The 19856-nt window shown below is 67.9% G+C and carries 17 protein-coding genes and 1 pseudogene; 2 read left to right on the top strand and 16 right to left on the bottom strand.

The annotated features are described in order from the left end of the window. Nucleotides 1-82: 82 nt before the first annotated feature. The 12 genes from AC04MD_RS07695 to AC04MD_RS07640 all read right to left on the bottom strand — a co-directional run bounded on the left by AC04MD_RS07695 (nucleotide 83) and on the right by AC04MD_RS07640 (nucleotide 13442). Entirely contained in the window at nucleotides 83-1396 is a 1314-nt protein-coding gene (locus AC04MD_RS07695; protein WP_475496701.1) for a dicarboxylate/amino acid:cation symporter, read from the bottom strand. A 118-nt stretch (nucleotides 1397-1514) separates the two neighbouring features. Next, complete coding sequence (locus AC04MD_RS07690; protein ID WP_475496700.1) at nucleotides 1515-3191, bottom strand: BatD family protein; 1677 nt, start codon at nucleotides 3189-3191, stop codon at nucleotides 1515-1517. Further along, the gene (locus AC04MD_RS07685) at nucleotides 3188-4939 is read right to left on the bottom strand and encodes a VWA domain-containing protein (RefSeq protein ID WP_475496699.1); all 1752 of its coding nucleotides are present in this window, start codon (nucleotides 4937-4939) and stop codon (nucleotides 3188-3190) included. Before AC04MD_RS07685 ends, AC04MD_RS07690 begins: the two co-directional genes overlap by 4 nt. Continuing rightward, nucleotides 4936-5937, bottom strand: a complete 1002-nt coding sequence (locus AC04MD_RS07680; protein WP_475496975.1) for a vWA domain-containing protein — start codon at nucleotides 5935-5937, stop codon at nucleotides 4936-4938. Before AC04MD_RS07680 ends, AC04MD_RS07685 begins: the two co-directional genes overlap by 4 nt. Before the next feature lie 17 nt (nucleotides 5938-5954). Beyond that, nucleotides 5955-6416: a DUF4381 domain-containing protein gene (locus AC04MD_RS07675; RefSeq protein ID WP_475496698.1), complete on the bottom strand. Its 462-nt coding sequence runs from the start codon at nucleotides 6414-6416 to the stop codon at nucleotides 5955-5957. Then, nucleotides 6413-7309 carry a DUF58 domain-containing protein gene (locus AC04MD_RS07670; RefSeq protein WP_475496697.1) on the bottom strand — a complete coding sequence of 299 codons (897 nt, stop codon included), beginning with the start codon at nucleotides 7307-7309 and terminating at the stop codon, nucleotides 6413-6415. Before AC04MD_RS07670 ends, AC04MD_RS07675 begins: the two co-directional genes overlap by 4 nt. Nucleotides 7310-7328: 19 nt before the next feature. Beyond that, nucleotides 7329-8318, bottom strand: a complete 990-nt coding sequence (locus AC04MD_RS07665; protein ID WP_475496696.1) for an AAA family ATPase — start codon at nucleotides 8316-8318, stop codon at nucleotides 7329-7331. Between the two features lie 166 nt (nucleotides 8319-8484). Continuing rightward, complete coding sequence (locus AC04MD_RS07660; RefSeq protein ID WP_475496695.1) at nucleotides 8485-10407, bottom strand: type IV pilus secretin PilQ; 1923 nt, start codon at nucleotides 10405-10407, stop codon at nucleotides 8485-8487. A gap of 14 nt (nucleotides 10408-10421) precedes the next feature. Then, complete coding sequence (locus AC04MD_RS07655) at nucleotides 10422-10946, bottom strand: pilus assembly protein PilP (RefSeq protein ID WP_475496694.1); 525 nt, start codon at nucleotides 10944-10946, stop codon at nucleotides 10422-10424. Continuing rightward, entirely contained in the window at nucleotides 10943-11632 is a 690-nt protein-coding gene (locus tag AC04MD_RS07650) for a type IV pilus inner membrane component PilO (RefSeq protein WP_475496693.1), read from the bottom strand. The genes AC04MD_RS07655 and AC04MD_RS07650 overlap by 4 nt, the downstream gene beginning before the upstream one ends. Then, nucleotides 11629-12384 (bottom strand): PilN domain-containing protein, encoded by a 756-nt coding sequence (locus tag AC04MD_RS07645; RefSeq protein ID WP_475496692.1) that lies wholly within the window; start codon nucleotides 12382-12384, stop codon nucleotides 11629-11631. The genes AC04MD_RS07650 and AC04MD_RS07645 overlap by 4 nt, the downstream gene beginning before the upstream one ends. After that, the gene (locus tag AC04MD_RS07640; protein ID WP_475496691.1) at nucleotides 12384-13442 is read right to left on the bottom strand and encodes a pilus assembly protein PilM; all 1059 of its coding nucleotides are present in this window, start codon (nucleotides 13440-13442) and stop codon (nucleotides 12384-12386) included. The genes AC04MD_RS07645 and AC04MD_RS07640 overlap by 1 nt, the downstream gene beginning before the upstream one ends. A gap of 216 nt (nucleotides 13443-13658) precedes the next feature. On the opposite strand from AC04MD_RS07640, the gene AC04MD_RS07635 reads away from it, so the two are divergent. Next, nucleotides 13659-16082 carry a penicillin-binding protein 1A gene (locus AC04MD_RS07635; protein WP_475496690.1) on the top strand — a complete coding sequence of 808 codons (2424 nt, stop codon included), beginning with the start codon at nucleotides 13659-13661 and terminating at the stop codon, nucleotides 16080-16082. 104 nt (nucleotides 16083-16186) lie between these two features. Then, nucleotides 16187-16843, top strand: a complete 657-nt coding sequence (locus tag AC04MD_RS07630; RefSeq protein WP_475496689.1) for a hypothetical protein — start codon at nucleotides 16187-16189, stop codon at nucleotides 16841-16843. Between the two features lie 68 nt (nucleotides 16844-16911). Here AC04MD_RS07630 and AC04MD_RS07625 read toward each other — a convergent pair whose 3' ends face one another. From AC04MD_RS07625 to AC04MD_RS07610, 4 genes and pseudogenes are all read right to left on the bottom strand, one after another. Next, entirely contained in the window at nucleotides 16912-18201 is a 1290-nt protein-coding gene (locus AC04MD_RS07625) for a citrate synthase (RefSeq protein WP_475496688.1), read from the bottom strand. A gap of 258 nt (nucleotides 18202-18459) precedes the next feature. Further along, complete coding sequence (locus AC04MD_RS07620; protein WP_162336762.1) at nucleotides 18460-18702, bottom strand: type B 50S ribosomal protein L31; 243 nt, start codon at nucleotides 18700-18702, stop codon at nucleotides 18460-18462. A gap of 74 nt (nucleotides 18703-18776) precedes the next feature. Next, nucleotides 18777-19715, bottom strand: a complete 939-nt coding sequence (locus AC04MD_RS07615) for a nucleoside hydrolase (protein WP_475496687.1) — start codon at nucleotides 19713-19715, stop codon at nucleotides 18777-18779. A 75-nt stretch (nucleotides 19716-19790) separates the two neighbouring features. Further along, nucleotides 19791-19856: pseudogene (locus AC04MD_RS07610) on the bottom strand (hypothetical protein); the annotation flags it as partial.

Genomic DNA, 19856 nt, shown 5'->3' with positions numbered 1-19856 from the left:
GGCGGCGCCCGGCGGGCTGCGGGCCGCCCATTGTCCCACCCCCTGCCCCCGCTGTCGCGGTTGCGGGTCCCGGCCCGGGGTGTTACCCCGGCTGGCCGGGCAGCTTCACGTCGCCCCGTTCGCCTTTTGCCACCAGCGATGCCAGCGTCAGGTCGCCGGTGACGTTGAGCGTGGTGCGGCACATGTCGAGGAAGTGGTTCACGCCCAGGATCAGGCCGATGCCGATCGGGTTCACGCCCACCATCGCGCAGATCAGCGCCACCACCGGCAGCGAGCCCGACGGCACGCCGGCTGTGCCAATGCCGCCGAGGATGCACACCAGCATCACCATGAACTGCTGGCCCAGCGACAGGTCCACGCCGAAGAACTGGGCCAGGAAGATCACCGTGACGCCCTCGAACAGCGCGGTGCCGTTCTGGTTGGCCGTCGCGCCCACGGTCAGTACGAAGCGCGACACCGTGCGCGGCAGGCCAAGCCTCTCGTCGGCCACGCGCAGCGCGGTCGGCAGGGTGGCGTTGCTGGAGGCGGTGGAGAAGGCCATCACCATCGCTTCCTGCGCACCGCGGAAGAACTTCAGCGGCGAGTAGCCCGCCAGCTTCAGCGCGATCGAGTAACTGACGAACTGGTGCAGCGCCAGCGCCAGCACCACCACGAACACGTACTGGCCCAGCCGCACCAGCAGGTCGAAACCGAAGATCGCGGCCAGGTTGAACATGAAGCAAGCCACGGCGTACGGCGCCAGGCGGATGACCAGGCCGATCAGCGTCATCGAGATCTCGAACACGCCCTCGATGCCGCGCTTGAGGATGCCGGTGTTCTCGGACGGCGTCAGCACCAGGCCGATGCCGAACATCACCGCGAAGAACATCAGCGACAGGATGGCGGCGTTGCTCGATGCGGCGCCGATGACGTTGTCAGGCACGATCGACAGCAACATGTCCATGCCGGTCGGCTGCGTGCCGACGGTGGCGACGATTTCCTTGGTGCGCTCCGCATTCTCGGCGATGAGCTGTTGAGCGAGCGCCGGATCGACACCCACGCCGGGCTTGAACAGGTTGACCAGCACCAGGCCGAGCAGCACGGCGACGGCCGACAGCACGATGGTGTAGGCCAAGGTCTTCCAGCCGATCCGCCCGAGTGCGCGGATATCGCCCATCTCGGCGATGCCGCAGACCAGCGCCGAGAACAGCAGCGGCACGATCAGCATGAAGATCAGGTTGAGGAAGATCTTGCTGAAGGGCGTGGTGACGTACTTCGTCACCTGGTCCACCCACGCCGCATCGCCCTGGCCCGTGGCATGCACGATGAGACCCACCAGCAGGCCGATGCCGAAACCGATGGCCATCTTCCAGTGCAACGGCAGCTTGGTGCGGGTGGCGGGCGTGGCGTCGGTCATCGGCGGGTCCTGCGGAGACAAGTTCGGGAGCTTAGCAAACCCGGCATGACGGCCCGTCCCCGCAGCAGGGGCACGCCATCACCGGCCAACGTAAAGACGAACGCCGGCCCCGTTTCCCTTATCGCGGATACAGCGGCGGCAAGGGTTCGTCCACCTCGACCTTGCCAGACGCACGCCAGTGCGGCCCGCCGCGGAAGGCCTCGCGCAGGGCGAGACGCGCCTGCGCAGGATCGCCGCCGGCCCAGCGGGCACGCCTCAGCAAGTCGACGGCCGTGCGTTGCGCAGGTGCGGCGAGGCGACGCTGCAGATCGTCCAGGTCGATCGCCACCGGGCGTGCCAAGCCGCAGAGGACCGCCTCGATATCGTCGAGGTCGCCGCGGTCGAGCACGCGCTTCAGGTCGGACGCCGTGTGCGTCGCGACCGATGCCGGGATCGTGCCGGCATCCGGCGGGGCCGTCCGGTGACGGGCCATCGCCGCACTGGCCTGCCGCCGCGACAGTCCCCAGACCAGCGTCGCCAGCCAGAGCAGCGCGAAGCCAGCCGCCAGCCAGGGCCACAGCTGGGCAGGCAGGCGGCGCTCGCCCACCGACGTGATTGCACCGTCACCAGTCGCGTCCGGCCCTGTGGGCGCGGCCTGCTCGGGTGCGGTCGGACGCGAGGCCTGCCCGCTGCCCACCACGACCGGCAGGGTCAGATCCTGCAGGGTCGCGCGCTTCGGTGCACCAGCGCGCACATCCCACCATGTCATCGCCACGCCGGGCACCGTCATCGTGCCCGGCTGCGACGGCACGATGGAGTAGCGCCGCGTCAGCTTCACCTGCGGCGTGCCGCCGACGAAGGTCTCGTCGTATTGCGGGGGTTCGGCGAACACCTGCGCACCGGGCACGGCCGGCGCCGGCAGCTCGGGCAGCTGCGCCTGCGTCGCGCCGACGACCGTGGTTTCGATGACGAGGGTCGCCGCTTCGCCGGTGCGCATCTGCTCCGGCACGGTCGTGTAGCGCAGGCGCAGATCGCGCACGGGCAGCCAGGGCTGCGGGGCGTTCCCCGGTTGCGGGTGGACCTGCAGCGTCCTGGGCTCGCCGGTGATGTTGAACTCGCGAGCGCCGCCGCCACCGAACAGGTCGTCCATCCAGCCGCCCGCCGCCTGCCCGCGGAACCGCGCACCGGGCAAGGTCAACGGTCCGCTGCGCTCGGGCACCAGCAGGAACCGGCGCTCGGCGGTCGTGTAGTGCCTGCCGTCGATCTCGCGGCTGGATTGCACGATGTCGCCGACCCGCTGCAGCAGCGCGCCGTCCGGAGGATCCATGTCCAGTTCGCCGGTCAACGGCGTGGCATAGAACAGGCGCACGGTGACGCCGACCGACTGCTGCACATACGGGCTGGCGTCATCGACCTCGGTTTCGACGAACACCAGGCCGTTGGACGCGGCACTCGCCGTCGCGGTCGCGCCGACGTCCAGTACCAGCGGCAGCGTGCGTTCGCCGGCGACCTGCAGGGCCGGAATCGCGAGCGTGCCGGCGCGCCGTGGACGCAGCGTCAGCGAGATCGTCGTGCTGCTGCTCATGCGTCCGTTCACCAGCCGCACGCTGCGGCTCTCGGACTGCCCCTCCACCTCGAAGTCGCGCATCAGCGGCGTCAGGTCGGGCCGGGCGGACGCCGCATCGGTTTCCACGTTGAGCGTCACCGCCTGGCCGAGCGTCACCTGCGTCTGCTCCAGCCATGCGCGCGTCGCGGCCAGCGACGACAGCGGCCACGCCAGCAGCAGGCACACCAGCAGCCATACCCGATGTTTCATCGACCTTCCCTCTGCCGGCGTTCCTGTTCGAGCCGGAACTTCGCTTTCAGCAGCGAACCGGGCTCGTCCGGCACGCGTTTCAGCCATGCATCCACCGCTTGCCGGCGCTCGCGCTGCTCGGCGGATTCGGCCTGCACGGCGGGCTTGCCCTGCGCCGCCTGCCCGGCGCGCTGCTCGGCGCCCTGCGCCATCGCCTGGCGCATGCGTTCGCGTTGCGCGGCATCGGCAGCCGATTGCGCCGCGGCATCCGGAGGCAACGAGGGTGGCGTGGCGGCGGACGACGGCGGCGAGGCCGGGGGTGTCTCTCCGGCATTCCGCGATGCCGTGTCGTTCGATGGCGAAGGCGACGGGTTCTGCCGATCGCGTTCGCCAGGCTTCGCACTACCCTGCGATCCCTTGGCGTCCTGCCTGCCATCGCCCTGCTGCCCACCCTTGCCCTGTCCTTCCCCCGACGAAGGCGGTCGCTTGCGGGCGGCGTCGACCGCGGCGCGGTTCGCCACCGCATCGGGCATGCCAGGTTGCGCGCGCAGGGCGCGATCGTACGCAGCGATCGCATCGTCGTAGCGCTGCTGCTTTGCCAGCGCATTGCCCAGGTTGTACCAGCCCTCGGCGGTGTCGATGCCGGTGAAGGCCTGTTGCGCGGCGGCATAGTCGCCACGACGGTAGGCGTCGGCGCCTTGTACGACACGCGCATGCTCCGCCTGGTCGGCGCGCTGCCACCAGTCGATGCCGGCGGCCGATGCGGAAGGCGCCACCGGCAGCCACATCGCACCGACCAGCACGAACGCCGCACCGCGCCGGAACCCCAGCAACGCAAGCGCCATCAGCGGGATCAACAGCCAGTAGCCTTCGTCGCGCCATGCCTTGCCGCCGCCGTTAGACGCGGTAGCGGCCGCCATCTGCGCCGGCGACGTCACGCCCAGCGACACCAGGTCGCCATCGTCGGCGGTCAACGCGTGATAACGCCCACCGCCTGCGGTCGCAAGCGCACGCAGCGATGCGGCATCGAGCGCGGCGCGCCGGATCACCCCGTCGCCGCCGCGGTAGGCGGCACCGGTGCTGGTACCCAGTCCGAGTACGGAGACCGCATAACCCTGCGTACGCGCCGACGTCGCGGCCGCCCTCGCCGCCCCGTCCGCATGATCGGTAAGTACCAGGATGTCGCCGCCCGGCGCCTCCGCCTGCCCCAGCAACTGCACCGCCCAGGCGATGCCACGGTCCGCGCGCTGGCCGTCTATCGGCATGATGTCCGGCGACAGGTCATCGAGGAACAGACGGATGTTGGCGGTGTCGTCGGTGAGCGGCGTCACCGTGAAGGCGTCCTCGGCATAGGCCACCAGTGCGATCGGACTGCCCGCGCGCGACGCCAGCACCTGCGCCAGCTTCGCCCGCGACTGAAGCAATCGCGATGGCGGCAGGTCGGATGCGGTCATACGACTGGAAAGATCGAGCACGACGACGAGCGGGCGCTGCACCTGCCACAGCGGCTGGTCGGCCTGGCGCCAGCTGGGACCGGCCAGTGCCAGCACCGCGAGTCCGTACGCCAGCGCAGCCGCGACGACACCAGCGCGCGCGCCTGCACCACCATGCACGAGAAGATGCGGAAGCAAATGCGCATCGACATGCCCGCGCCACGCACTGCGGCGCTGCCGCTGCGCGCGCCACACCCACGCCAGCACCGGCAGGGCCGCCAGCGCCCACAGCCAATGCGGACGCAGGAAATGCAGGGCGGACCAGTCGACACTCATGCCCGCCTCCGTGGCAGCAGGAACGCGAGCAGCGCGACCGCCAGCGCGGCAGCGAGCGGCCATGCATAGCGTTCGATGCGCGGACGCACCGCCTTGCCCGGCTGCTCCACCGGCTCCAGCCGGTCCAGCTCGGCATAGATGCCGGCCAGCTCGCGGGTATCGCGCGCGCGGTAGAAACGTCCGCCGGTCTGCTTCGCCACCTCGCGCAGGGTGGCTTCGTCGATGGCTTCGGCCGCACTGGCCGGCATCGGCAACGGGATGCCGAACAGGCTTGGCCCGCCATCGCTGCCGAAGGCGATGGTGTGGATGCGGATGCGTTCCTCACGCGCCAGTTCGGCCGCCTTCTGCGGCGTCAGCACGCCCGCGGAGTTGACGCCATCGGTCAGCAGGATCAGTACGCGCTGGCCCTCCTGCTGCATACGCAGGCGGCGCACGGCAAGCGCGATGGCGTCGCCGATGGCGGTCTCGCGCCCGGCCAGGCCGGCCACGGCATCGCGCAGCTGTTCGCGCACGGTCTTCAGGTCGCGCGTCAGCGGCGTCATCGCGTAAGCGCGCTGGCCGAACACCAGCAGGCCGACGCGATCGCCATCGCGACGATCCAGGAAATCCGCCAGCACCGCCTTGGCAGCGGTCAGCCGGTCGACGACGGCGCCACCCAGCTCCATGTCGGGCTCGGTCATGCTGCCGGACAGGTCCACCGCCAGCATCAGGTCGCGTCCGCTCACCGGCGGCGTCACCGCGTCGCCGAACTGCTGCGGACGCGCGGCGGACGTGCACAACAGGAACCAGGCCAGCCAGGCCAGCGCCGCGGCGCGGCGCGGCAGCCCGCGTCCACCTTGCCGCGCGATCGCCTGCATCGACGTGCCATACGGCACCTTGAGCGCGTCGTCCTGCGTCTTCCGCGCCGGCAGCAGCCACTGGATCAGCCACGGCAGCGGAAACGCCAGCCAGCACCAGGGCCACGCGAACCCTGCGTAGCCGTCCTGCAACCAGTGCAGTGCGGGCAATGACACGCTCACCGCACACCCGCCATCAGCTCGAGGAAGCGTGCCCGTGCCACCGCAGTCGCCGCCGCCAGATCGGCAGGCGCTACATCGCGTCGATAGCCACCGTCGAGCAGCAAGCGTCCGGGTCCTTGCGAGAACGCGTGGCCGCCACGCTTGCCGTCAAGGAATTGCAGCCAGGCGTCACCCTGCAGTCGATCCGCCGACGGATCCAGGCGGCGCGCGGCGCGACGCAGTCGCTCCGACATCGCAGCGACCTGTCCGGCGGCGGAATGCGCCTCGCCCGCGGTGTCGAACCAGCGCTGCCACCTGCGCTGCCTGCGTCGTGCGGCGAGTCGCCACGCGACGATGCCGGCGACGATCAGGCAGACCACGGCCAGCACCAGCCACCAGCCCGGCGCCAGTGGCCACCACGAGGGCGACGCCGGCACGTGGACGTCGCGCAGCACCAAGGTGGCCGTATCCGTGCTCATGCCACCTGCGGTTGCGCACGTCCGAGCGAAACGAGCCACGCATCGCTGGAGGCATCGGTCGACAGTGTGCGTACCTGCACGCCCCGCGCAGGCAATCGATCCAATGCGCGTTCGAGCGGCTGCTGGAACTCGGCACGCCAGGCTTCGCGCTGCGCATCGCTGGCGAGGTCGAGTTCGACGCGCTGGCTGCCCACGACGAACGGCAATCGCTGCGATGGCGGCGCAGTCTCCAGGGGGTCGGTCAGCAGCAGGACGACCACGTCGTGGTGCGCCGCCAGCGCCGGCCAGCGCGACTCCGGGATGGAGGCCAGGCTGTGCGGATCGGCCAGTACCAGCAGGCGCGATCCGGGTCGCAGCAGGCGGGCGGCGTGGTCGAGCGCGAACGCCAGGCCGAGATCATCCGGCGGCGGTCGGTCGTACCAGCGGACCAACGCATCCAGGACACGCAGCGCACCGCGGGTGCCCGAGGCAGGAGGAACGGGGGCTTCGGTCATGCTGCCGCGCAGGATCGCCAGGCGATCACCTTCGCGCACGGCCTGCCACGCGGCGACGGCACCCGCGCGGGCGGCCTGGACCGACTTGAAACGCGTGCGGGTACCGAAATACAGCAGCGGCGACGTATCGGCCACGATCAGCGTCAACCGTTCGCGCTCGGCCTGGAACAGCTTGGTATGGGTGCGCCCGCTGCGCGCGGTCAGGCGCCAGTCGATATGGCGGACATCGTCGCCCGCGACGTATTCACGGGATTCCGCGTACTCCATGCCGCGGCCGCGCAAGGGCGATGCGGAGGGACCGGTGACCGAGTGCCGGCCGCGCCGCGCGGGCGGTCGTCGCTGCGCGCTGGCGCGCAATGCGATCAACTCGCTCAGCGTGGGCGTGACGCCTTCGTTCATGGGCCGGCGCGATCCGGATTCAGGGCAACGGGACCGCGTCGAGCAGCGCCTTCACCAGGCGGTCGCCATCCCACCCTTCCGCCGTGGACTCGTAGCTGGGCAGGACGCGATGGCGCAGTACGTCGGGCGCAATGGCACGGACGTCATCGGGCGTCACGTAGTCGCGGCCCGCCAGCCAGGCGCGCGCACGCGCGCAGCGCTCCAGCGCGATGGAGCCACGCGGACTCGCGCCCCACGCGATGCGCCGCGCCAGCGTGGCGTCGTAACGCGAGGCATCGCGCGAAGCGAGCACCAGTTCGATCAGGTAACGCTCCAGCGCCGGCGCCAGGTGCAGGTCCAGCACCTGCCTGCGCGCCTCGAAGACATCCTCCAGCGGCATCTGTCCGATCGCCGCGGGAACCGACTGCATCTGCTCGCGCGCGCGATCGCGCGCCAGGCGCAGGATGTCGGCCTCGGCGGCGGCTTCGGGATAGCCGATCTTCACGTGCATCAGGAACCGGTCGAGCTGCGCTTCCGGCAACGGGAACGTGCCTTCCTGCTCGATCGGATTTTGCGTGGCCATCACCAGAAACAGCGCCGGCAGCGGATACGTGTGCCGGCCCACCGTTACCTGCCGCTCGCCCATCGCCTCCAGCAGGGCCGATTGCACCTTGGCCGGCGCCCGGTTGATCTCGTCGGCCAGCAACAGCGGATGGAAGATCGGACCGGCCTGGAATTCGAAGCGACCGTCCTGCGGCCGCCATACCTCCGTGCCGGTTAGGTCGGCCGGCAACAGGTCGGGGGTGAACTGCACCCGCGCGAATTCAGCCTGCAGCCGCGACGCCAGCGCGCGGATCGCCGTGGTCTTCGCCAACCCGGGCGCGCCTTCGACGAGCAGGTGGCCATCGGCCAGCAATGCAATCAGCAGGCGCTCGACCAGCGCGGCCTGGCCGACGATGGTCTGCGACAGGTCCTCCCGCAGGGCAGCGAAGCGGTCGAACAGGCGGGCATCGGGCGGCGTGCTATCCATGGGGATCCGGACGGAACGGGGTGCGCTTGGGACCCCAGTGTGCCACGCAGGTTCCCGTGGTCCCCGTGAGAAAGGGCATGGGTTCAGCCGGAGTTCGCGTCGGCCGGCCCGCAAAAAAGAAACGGGCCGCAGGAGCGGCCCGTTCTTCGCGCACGAATCGAAGCGATCAGCGCTTGTTGACCGACAGCACCTTGGGGGTGATGAAGATCAGCAGTTCGGCCTTCTGCTTGCTGCGACCCTTCTTCTTGAACAGGTTGCCCAGGAACGGGATGTCGCCGAGGAACGGCACCTTGGACACGCTGCTGCGGTCGGTGAACTCGTACACACCACCGATGACCACCGTCTGGCCATCCTCCACCAGCACGGCCGTATTGATCTCGCGCTTGTCCAGCTCCGGCACGCTGCCATAGCCTTCCAGCGTGATGTAGCGGTTCACTTCGTCCTTCTTGACGTTGAGGTTCAGGAACACGCGGTTGTCGTTGGTGATGGTCGGCATGACCTTCATCTCCAGCAACGCTTCCTTGAACTGCACGTTCGGCGTGGCGACGCCGCCCTGGCCCGCGGTGATGGTGACGTAGCCGACTTCCTTGCCCTGGCGGATCACGCCCTCACGCTGGTTGGCGGTCACGAGGCGCGGGTTCGAGATGACTTCGCCACGGCCTTCTTCCTGCATGGCCGACAGTTCGATATCCAGGTCGAAGTTGCGACCCAGCAAGGTGTAGGCGATCGCACCCGCTGCGGACTGCGTGAAGCCGCCCGCCGGCAGGTTCACGTTCAGATCGCGCGGCAGGACGCGATCGTCGCCGTTGCCGGTATTGACATTGTCGGTGATGTTGCCGCCGATGATCTGCGTGCGATCGCCGGTGCGACGGGCATTGATGCCGAAACGGGCGCCCAGATCGCGAGCGAACGTATCGGTGGCGATGACGATGCGGCCTTCGATCAGCACCTGGTCGACCGGGCGATCGATCTTCGCGATCAGTTCGCGCATCTGCGCGACCTTCTTCGGGATGTCGCTGATCATCAGCATGTTGGTGCGCTCGTCGGCGACGATGCGGCCACGCTGCGAGAGGAACCCGTTCTCCTGGTCGCGTCCGCCACCACCGCCGCCACCGCCACTGCTGTTGCCCTGGTTGCCGATGCCCTTGGCCTCGGTCAGCGCTTTGAAGATCGCGGCGGCATTGTGGTAGTTGATCTGGACGTAATCGGTGACCATGTCCTCGCGATTCTCGATCGCGATGCGGGCGTCTTCCTTGTCCTGCTCGAACTTGGCCAGCTCGGGCTGCGGCGCGACCCAGATGACGGCGCCGTCACGGCGCTTGTCCAGGCCCTTGGCGCGCAGCACGATGTCCAGCGCCTGGTCCCACGGCACGTTGACGAGGCGCAGCGTGACATTGCCCTGCACGGTGTCGGAGGCGACGATGTTGAGGTTCGACTCTTCTGCGATCAGCTGCAGGACCGTGCGCACGGGCACGTCCTGGAAGTTGAACGTCACCGGGCGCCCGCTGTAGCGACGGGCTTCCGAGGCAACCCGCTGGGCCGCCGCGACCACCGCCGAAGCGCTGGTACCGGCCGTGGCCGCCGAGCCACCCATGGCTTTCTGGCCCGCGCGCGGCACGATCTCGACGACATATTCGTTGCCCGACTGGTAGGCGAGCGATTCGAAGTCACCGCGCGTGCTCAGTACCAGCTCGGTGCCGCCGCCCTTGCTCTGCGCGTCGACGCGCTGCACCGGGGTGGCGAAGTCGACGACATTGAGCGGACGCTGCAACGCGGCCGGCAACGTGGCATTGCCGACATTCACCACGACGCTGTCGCCCTGGTTGCGCAGGTCGGGCGCAGCGCCCTGGCCGTCGAACTTGATGACGAGGCGACCGGCGCCGTCTTCCCCACGGCGGAAGTCGATGTTCGATACCGACACGGCCGAAACGGACTGTGCGGTGGCGGAGGAGTTTGCGGACGCCGTCGGCGAGACGGCACCCGCGGCGCTGGCCGCAGCAAGCAGGCCGATGGCCAGCCCCAGGGAGCAGAGCCGGAAAGTGGCCAGGCGCCGGGACGGCCGCAGGCGGTAGGCATTCGTAGCGGTCATCGTGTATCCCCCAATCATTGATCTTCAAGCGAGAGCGACGCCGGCCGTTCCAGCCAGCCGCCCGCGCCATCCGGCACTAGTTCGACAAGTTCCACGCCATCTTCGCGGACCGAGGTGACCCGGCCATCGCTCTGGCCCAGGTAGTTCCCCGGACGTACCCGGTAGGTGACCTTGTCGGGCCCCATCACCAGTGCCACCAGACCTGCCCCCTTGCCGATCGTACCGACCATGTCCAGGCTGTCCAGCGGGTACTGCTCCAGTGTTTCCTTGCGCCGGTTCGGGTCAGGCCGCAACCCACCTGCATCGGCGTTGCTCCACGCATTGCTGAAAGGGTCCCTCAGGGTCTGCGCGGCGTACTCGAACGTCTCGAACTGCTGCATGACGGGCAGCGGCTCAAGCGGCGGCGCGGGACGCGCACGCACGTCTTCCACCCACTTCTCGAGGTTCGGTGCATCGCCCGGCGTGCTGGTGATACCGCGCGCGCAGCCCGACGTCACGACGACGACCAGGATCATCCAATGCCACTTGCTGCGCATCATGGGGCTCCTCCCGATGCGGGCGCTTTCTTCTTGCCGTCGGCCTTCGCCGCTTCGGCGGCGGCGGCTTCCTGTTCAGCCACCTCGGTTTCATCGAGATAGCGGTAGGTCTTGACCGTGCCGGACAACTCGAGTGCGCCACGGCTGACGCCGTCCTTGCCTTCCTTCGGCTGCAGGGAGATGTCGTGCATGGTCAGGATGACCACGCGCGGCAGCGATGCCACGCCACTGACGAAGGCACCGAACTGGTGGTAGTTGCCCACCATGCGCAGCTGGATCGGCTTCTCGGCGTAGAACTCCTTCAGCGTCTCCGGCTCGGGCTGGAACAGCTCGTTGGTCAGGCCGCTGGACAACGCCGTCTGCGAGATGTCGATGATCAGGTCCGGCATCTCGGTCTTGCTGGGCAACTGGCGCAGCATCTGCTGGAGCACCTGCTCCATCTGCGCGAGCTGCTGCTTCAGCGGTTCGAGATTGGCGGCCTTGGCCTGCTCCTTCTCGAAGTCCTGGCGCAGGCGCACTTCTTCCTGTTCCAGCGACTCGAGCGTCTGCGCCTTGCCCCTCACGAAGAGGAAGTAGGACATGGCCAGGATGAAGACCGCCAGCACCGCGCAAAAGCCGATCTTGGCGTTCTTCGGCCACGCACCGATGTTGTTGATGTCCAGGTTCTTGAGCGACGTCTTCTGGCTCATGAGTTGCTCCCGGAAGCCGGGGGAGTGGCGCCTGCCGGAGCGGCCGGTGCGGGGGCGGCGGGTGCCGGCGTGGCAGGTTGGCCTTCCAGCGGAGCCGGCGCGGGGGCGGGCGTCGCGGCGGGCGCATTCGGATCGGCCGGCGTCGCGCCGGCGGCGGCGGTTTCCGCCTCCTGCTCGGCAGTCGGGTTGGCCAGCCTGACCTGCAACGTGAACACGTAGGGCAGCGCGCTGCCGGCACCGGTGTTGGTCAGCGTTTTGACCTCCTCCGGCTTGGCTTCGATGATCGACAGCTCGGGCTTGGTCATCCAGCCGGAGGTCTCGAGATTGCGCATGTAGGCGCTGACGCGGGCGTTGGATTGCGCACGCCCCTGCAGCGTCAGAACTTCGCCTTCCTGCTTGATGTTCGCCAGCATCACGCCATCGGGGATGGTACGTACCAGCGAGTCGAAGAGGTGGACCATCTGCGAACGGTTGGCCTGCAGTTTCTCGATGACATCCTTGCGGGCCAGCAGGCGACGCTTCTGCTCGTCGAGCTTCTCGATTTCCTTGTTCTGCGCCTGGACCTTGGTGATCTCGTCCTTCAGGAAATCATTGCGCTCGGTCTGCCCGGCGACCTGGCGGTCGTAGTGGAACCACAGCAGGAACGACAGCAGCAGACCAGCTACCGCGGCGGCACCCAGCATGACGTAGAACTCGCGCTGGCGCTGCACACGGCGTTCCGCACGCCATGGGAGTAGGTTGATTCTTGCCATCAGTCGAAGCTCCTCAAAGCCAGGCCGGTGGCGATCATCAGCGCGGGCGCGTCCTGCGCCAGCGCATGCGCCTGCACGCGCGGGCCCAAGGTCATCTGCGCCAGCGGGTTGGCGACCACGGTCGGCACGCCGAGCTGCTCTTCCACCATTTCCGGCAGGCCGGGCAGCGCGGCGCAACCGCCGGCCAAGACGATCTGGTCGACGCGGTTGAACTCGCTGCCGGCGTAGAAGAACTGCAGCAGACGGCTGATCTGCTGGACGGTGGCTTCCTTGAACGGCTCCAGCACTTCGACTTCGTAGCTTTCCGGCAGGCCACCCTGACGCTTGGCAAGGCCGGCTTCTTCATAGGTCAGCCCGTAGCGGCGCATCACCTCGTCGGTGAGCTGTTTGCCGCCGAACACCTGCTCGCGGCTGTAGAGGCTGCGGCCACGACGCAGGACGTTCAGCGTGGTCATCGTGGCGCCGATGTCGACCAGCGCCACCACGCCGTCCTGTGGGATCGGCAGGTCGGTGGCCATCAGGGCGAAGGCGTTCTCGACCGCGAAGGCTTCGACGTCCATGACGCGGGCGGTCAGGCCGCCGAGCTCCAGCGCGGACTGGCGCAGTTCCACGTTCTCCGACCGAGAGGCGGCGAGGAGCACCTGCACCATCTCCGGGTTGTTGGGCATGGGGCCCAGCACCTCGAAGTCGATGTTCACTTCCTCGATGGGATACGGGATGTAGTTGACGGCCTCGAGTTCGACCTGGGCCTCCAGGTCGCTCTCGTCCAGGTCCGCGGGCATCGGGATGATCTTGGTGATCACCGCCGAGCCGGCGACGGCGGCAGCGGCGTACTTCGCCTTGCTGCCCGCGCGGTTGACCGCGCGCCGGATGGCTTCGCCGACGGCCTCGACCTCGACGATGTTCTTTTCCACCACGGCATTCGGCGGCAGCGGCTCGACGGCGTAGTGTTCAACCCGGTAACGGTTGCCCACGCGCGACAGCTGCAGCAGCTTTACCGCAGTCGAACTGATGTCGACGCCGATGAGCGGCGACTGGCTTTTTGGGATTAGCCCCACGGTCTTTCCCCTTCCGACGGGCACTGGGCGCACGACTCGCGCCGCCATTAATAACCAACTTTTTACGCTTGGCAACCGCCGATGACGTGGCTGTGCGGCTTGTCACGTTTCACGAGGGTTGTTCCCCAAGTCCCTGTTCCCCTTGGAATCGCCTGTGGCGATCCCGGCGGTCATCTATACTCTGCCGCTACGAATTCTGCAATCGGAAAGCACTGGATGTCCCGGTTCCGTCGTCTTCTCCGTTGGACCCTCATCACGTTCCTGATACTTGCCCTGGCCGGCGCCGTCGGCCTGGGGGTGCTGTACTACACGGTCTCGTCCAAGGTCCCGGACGTCCAGTCCCTGCGGAACGTCGAACTCCAGGAACCCCTCTACATCTATGCCAGCGACGGCCGGCTGATGGGCCTGTACGGCGAGATCCGCCGCTATCCGGTGCAGATCGACAAGGTCCCGGCCCGGGTCAAGCAGGCCTTCGTGGCGGCGGAGGACAGCAAGTTCTACGAGCACAACGGCATCGACCCGACGGGCATCGCACGCGCCGTCTGGCAGATCGTCAGCCGCAAGGAAGGACGCGTGGCCGGCGGCAGCACGATCACCCAGCAGGTCGCCCGGCAGTGGTTCCTCAGCTCGGAGTACAGCTACACCCGCAAGCTGGTGGAAATGATGCTGGCGATGCGCATCGAGAACATGCTGACCAAGGACGAGATCCTGGAGCTGTACCTCAACAAGAGCTTCTTCGGCAACCGCTCCTACGGTGTCGCCGCCGCGGCCGAGTACTACTACGGCAAGACGCTGGACCAGCTGACCCTGGCCGAGACGGCCACGCTCGTCAGCGCATTGAAGTTCCCCTCCAGTGGCAACCCGATCAGCAATCCCGGCCGTAACCAGCAGCGCAGCGCCTACGTCGTCGAGCGCATGCGCGAGGACGGCTACGTCACCGCCGCCGACGCCGCGCAGGCCAAGGCCGAACCCATGCACGCCAAGCCGCACGAGCGCCCGATCGAGGTCTACGCCCCGTACGTCGCCGAAATGGTGCGCCAGGAAATGATCGCGCGCTTCGGGCCGGAAGCGCTGACCAAGGGCTACCACGTCACCACCACGCTGGACGCCACCTTGCAGGGGGCCGCCAACGATGCGGTTCGCGATGGGCTGGGCCTGTACGACCACCGCCATGGCTGGAATGGCGTCGAGCGGCATATCGATGTGGCGGCCGATGCGGATGCGACGGCATTGGCGGTCCATCTGCGGGGGATCCCTGCACAGAACGGCCTGCTGCCTGTCATCGTCGCGCGTGTCGCCGACGACGGCAGCGCGACCGTGGTGATGGCCGATGGCAAGGAGGTCCTCCTGCCCGTGGCGGCCAGCAAGTGGACCGGGCGTTCGCCGGCCAAGCTGTTCAAACGCGGCGACCTGACCCGCATCAAGGCGGGCAAGGAAGAAGGTAGCTACATCGTCGACCAGGTCCCGCGCGCGCAAGCCGCACTGGTCTCGCTCGATGCCAACACGGGTGCGGTACGCGCGCTGGTCGGCGGCTACAGCTTCGCCGGCAACAAGTTCAACCGCGCTACGCAGGCGCGCCGCCAGCCCGGCTCCAGCTTCAAGCCGTTCCTCTACGCTGCCTCGTTCGAGAAGGGCTTCAACCCGGCTTCGATCGTGCTGGATGCGCCGGTCGTGTTCCGCGACCGCCGTGGCCACATGTGGCGTCCGCAGAACGACGGCGGCGGCTTCCGCGGCCCGATGCGGTTGCGCGAGGCGCTGGTGCAGTCGCGCAACCTGGTATCGGTGCGGCTGCTCGACGGCATCGGCGTCCCGTTCGCGCGCACCTACATCAGCCAGTTCGGTTTCGACGAGGCCGAACTGCCGCCCAACCTGTCGATGTCGCTGGGCACGGCCTCGCTGACCCCGCTGTCGGTGGCCCGTGGCTACGCCGTGTTCGCCAACGGCGGTTCGCGCGTGACGCCGTGGTTCATCGACCAGGTGAAGGACCGCGAGGGCAACGTGGTGTTCAAGGAGAACCCCGCCATCGCCTGTCGCGGCTGCGGCGCCGGCCAGCATGGCACCACCGCGCCGGCCTCGCAGGTCGTGGACGGCTTCAACTTCGGCCCTGCCGACGCGCCCACGCCGACGACGGCTTCTGCGCCGAAGCCCAAGGCCGAGGAAAAGCCCGCCGACCCGAACGCGGTGACGGCACCGCGCGCGATCGACGAGCGCACCGCCTACCAGATGGTGTCGATGATGCGCGACGTGGTCCAGCGCGGCACCGGCACCGCCGCCAAGGTGCTAGGCCGTGCGGACGTGGGTGGCAAGACCGGCTCGACCAACGATCACCGCGACGCCTGGTTCGGCGGCTTCGGCGGCACGTATGCCACCGTTGTCTGGGTGGGCCGCGACAACTTCCAGTCGCTGGGCTACCGCGAGTACGGCGGCAAGGCGGCCCTGCCGATCTGGATCGACTACATGCGCGCCGCACTGAAGGACACGCCGGTCGCGCAGAACGATCCGCCCGAGGGCATGGTGCAGGCCACGCTCAACGGCGTGACCGAATGGGTCAAGGTCGAGGACATGGAGCGGATCCAGGACTACGACCTGTACGGTCCGGAAGACGCCGTACCCGACGAAGAAGCCTTCGACATCTTCTGACCGCGACCTTCCCATGAAGCTCCCATGACGGCGCCAAGGCGCCGTCATGGACACGTCAATGACATGGTGTACATTCGCGGTCAGTTTCGACGCGGAGGCCTGCCATGCACCACGCCCGTCAGCACGCCGAAACCCGCACCCGCGAGCGCCGCCAGCGACTGGCCCACGAAGCCGCCCGGCTGATGGCCGAGGGCGGCATCCGCGACTTCCACCAGGCCAAGCTCAAGGCCGCCAGCCGGCTGGGCATCCACGACGATGCGTCCTTGCCCCGCAACCGCGAGATCGAGGACGCGCTGCGCGAATACCAGCGCCTGTTCGTCGGCGAGGCGCATGCCGCAGGCTTGAGGCAACGGCGCGAGGCCGCGCTGCGCGCGCTGGAGTTCCTGTCGGGCTTCTCGCCCCGCCTGGTCGGTCCGGTGCTCGAGGGCACGGCGGACGCCAACACGCCCGTCCACCTGCACGTCCACAGCGACGATCCGGATGCGGTCACCCGCTTCCTGGAAGAACATCGCATCCCCGCCGAATCGCGTGAGCGTCGGCTGCGCATGGACCGCGAACGAGTGGCCGACCTGCCGGTCTGGGTGTTCAGCGCCGAAGAGCTGAGTTTCGACCTGACCGTGCTGCCGCATGACGCCCTGCGCCAGGCACCGCTTTCCAGCGTCGACGAGAAGCCGATGAAGCGCGCATCCGCCACCCAGCTGCGGCAGTTGCTCACCGAAGAGGACATCGCCAGCTACGAACTGGATGCCGTGCGCCGCTGAGGCGGCTGTACGGCAACGCAAAGAAAAAGGCCCCGACAGGGGCCTTTTCTTCGTGTCGCCGAGCGCTGTCAGCGCTTGTCGGTCGGCACGTAGTCGCGCGGCGCGTAGCCGGTATAGATCTGGCGCGGACGGCCGATCTTGGCTTCCGGATCGACCTGCTGCTCCAGCCAGTGCGACACCCAGCCGGCGGTGCGGCCGATGGCGAACATGACGGTGAACATCTCGGTCGGGATTTTCAGCGCCTTGTAGATGATGCCGCTGTAGAAATCGACGTTCGGGTAGAGCTTGCGCTGGATGAAGTACTCGTCCTTCAGCGCGGCCTCTTCCAGCTTCATCGCGACTTCCAGCAGCGGATCGTCGACGCCCAGCTCGCCCAGCACCTTGTGGGTCATCTCGCGGATGATCTTGGCGCGCGGATCGAAGTTCTTGTAGACGCGGTGGCCGAAGCCCATCAGGCGGAAGCCCGACTCCTTGTCCTTCGCCTTGGCGATCGCGGTCTCGACCTTGTCCGGCGTGCCGATCTCTTCCAGCATCTTCAGCACGGCCTCGTTGGCACCGCCATGGGCGGGACCCCACAGGGCCGTGATGCCGGCAGCGACCGAGGCGTACGGATTGGCACCGGTCGAACCGACCAGACGTACGGTCGACGTCGACGCGTTCTGCTCGTGGTCGGCGTGCAGGATGAACAGCAGGTCCAGCGCCTTGGCGACGACCGGGTTCACTTCCAGCGGCTCGCTCGGCACTTCGAACATCATGTGCAGGAAGCGGTCGACGTACTCGAGGTTGTTGCGCGGATAGCGGATCGGCCAGCCGATCGAATAGCGGTAAGCCGCGGCGGCGAGGGTCGGCATCTTCGCCAGCAGGCGGATGGCGGCCAGGCGGCGCTGCTCGGGATCTTCCAGGTCCAGCGTGTCGTGGTAGAACGCCGACAGCGAGGCGACCGTGCCGGCCAGCATGGCCATCGGGTGCGCGTCGTAGTGGAAGCCGTGCAGGAAGTTCTTCAGCGACTCATGCATCATCGTGTGATGCGTGACCTCGTGCTCGAACTTGGCGAATTCGGCCGGGGTGGGCAGTTCGCCGTTCATCAGCAGGTACGACACTTCCAGGAAGCTGGAGTGCTTGGCCAACTGCTCGATGGGGTAGCCTCGATACAGCAGGACGCCGTTGTCGCCATCGATGTAGGTGATGGCCGACTTGCAGCTGGCCGTGGCGGTGAAACCGGAGTCGTAGGTGAAGAGACCCGTTTCCTTGGTCAGCTTGGAAATGTCGACGCAGTCGTTGCCCAGCGTGGGCTTCAGGACTGGCAGGACGACGGATTTGTCGCCGGCATTCAGCGTGACCTGGTCAAGTTCGGACACAGTGTGCGCTCCTTCGTGGGGTAACGCCGGCCAGAGGTCCGGTCGGCGCGTGACGGGAGTCCAGGGAGTGAACCTTGGATGACCCGAATTATCGCATAGCGGGTCTGGAGCCGTCGCTCGATACCGCACCAACGTAAGACCAAAGAACGAGGCCGCAGGCGCAACCGTCCGTTCCGGCGAAGCGCACTATCCGGCGCGCAGAAACGCGAACGGCCGCGCACGAGGCGCGGCCGGACGGGCACTGCGGACGACGTTCTATCAGCGCGCGTAGCGCTTCTGGAACTTGTCGATGCGGCCGCTGGTGTCGATGACCTTGTGCTTGCCCGTGTAGAACGGGTGCGAGGCCGAGGAGATTTCGACCTTGATCAGCGGGTACTCGTTGCCGTCTTCCCACTTCGTCGTTTCCTTGCTGCCCAGCGTGGAGCGCGTCAGGAACTTGAAATCGGAGGTCACGTCGTGGAAGACGACTTCGCGGTAATTCGGGTGGATGTCGGCCTTCATGGCGGTAACACCGTGTAGCGGGAATGGAAGAGCGGCATTGTAGACCGCCCTGCCCGCCCCGCGCAACCCGGCCGTCAGCCGGCGGCCAGCGCCGCCTCGATCAGCCCCTCGAACCGGGCCTGGTCGTAGCGCAGCAGGATGTTGGCGGCCGCAGGGCGGCCGCTTTCCTGCCGCCAGTCCACGATGGACGCTCCGCGCGCGTGGCCGCCCTGAAGCTCGACGGCCAGCGGCCGCTCGGCCAGTTCAAGCGCCCCCTCCGGCGCCAGCGCGAACGCCATTGCGACGGCGTCGGCGGCATACCAGTGGTCGCCACGCCGGTCGGCGGACCACAGCCGGGTCTTCTCCGAGATCCGGGCGTAGAACCGGGCACGCGGGGAATCGGCGGCCAACCAGGCATCCACGCGGTCGTGGTGCAGGCCATGGGCGATGGTGGCCTCCCAGTCGGCCAGGTCGTAACGCGCGAAGGCCTCGAGCACCAGGTGCGCCGCCTCCGGGTCGAAGTAGAAATTGAACTCCGCCGCCGGCGTGATGTTGCCGTGGCAGGTCACCGCGCCGCCCATCACCACCAGGCGCGCGATGCGCTGCGGCAGCGTCGGGTCCAGCTTGAGCGCCAGCGCGACATTGGTCAGCGGCCCCAGCGCGACGAGCACCAGCCGGCCCGCATGCTGGTGCGACAGCCGCAGGATCGCCAGCGCCGCATGTTCATCCTCTGCCTGCCCCGTGGCAGGCTCGAAACCGACATCACCGAAACCGTCCTGGCCGTGCACGTAGCCCGCGTCCGGCGACGGATGCAGCAACGGCGCGGGCGCGCCGGCGAACACCGGGATGTCGCCTCGGCCCGCGACTTCGCACAGCTTCAGCGCATTGCGCACGGTGTGCCGCAGGCCGACGTTGCCGGCCGCAATGGTCAGGCCAACGATGTCGTGGCGCGCATCGTTGAATGCCATCAGCAGCGCCAGCGCGTCGTCGACGCCGGGATCGGTATCGATCAGCAGGGGAATCCTGTCCGTCATCTTCTTCTCTTCGTCTTCTCGGTCGGCGAGTCTCGCACCGGTGGCGGCTGCATGGAAGCGCAAAGGACCTGTAGGAGGGGCGTCAGCCCCGATGCCTTTCGATCGGGTCGCAGATGGCTGACCGAAGAGCGTCGGGGCTGA

The organism is Pseudoxanthomonas sp. LjRoot206, from assembly GCF_056175725.1.
Note: the sequence above shows the minus strand (reverse complement) of the source record. Positions and strands in the feature narration are given on the sequence as shown.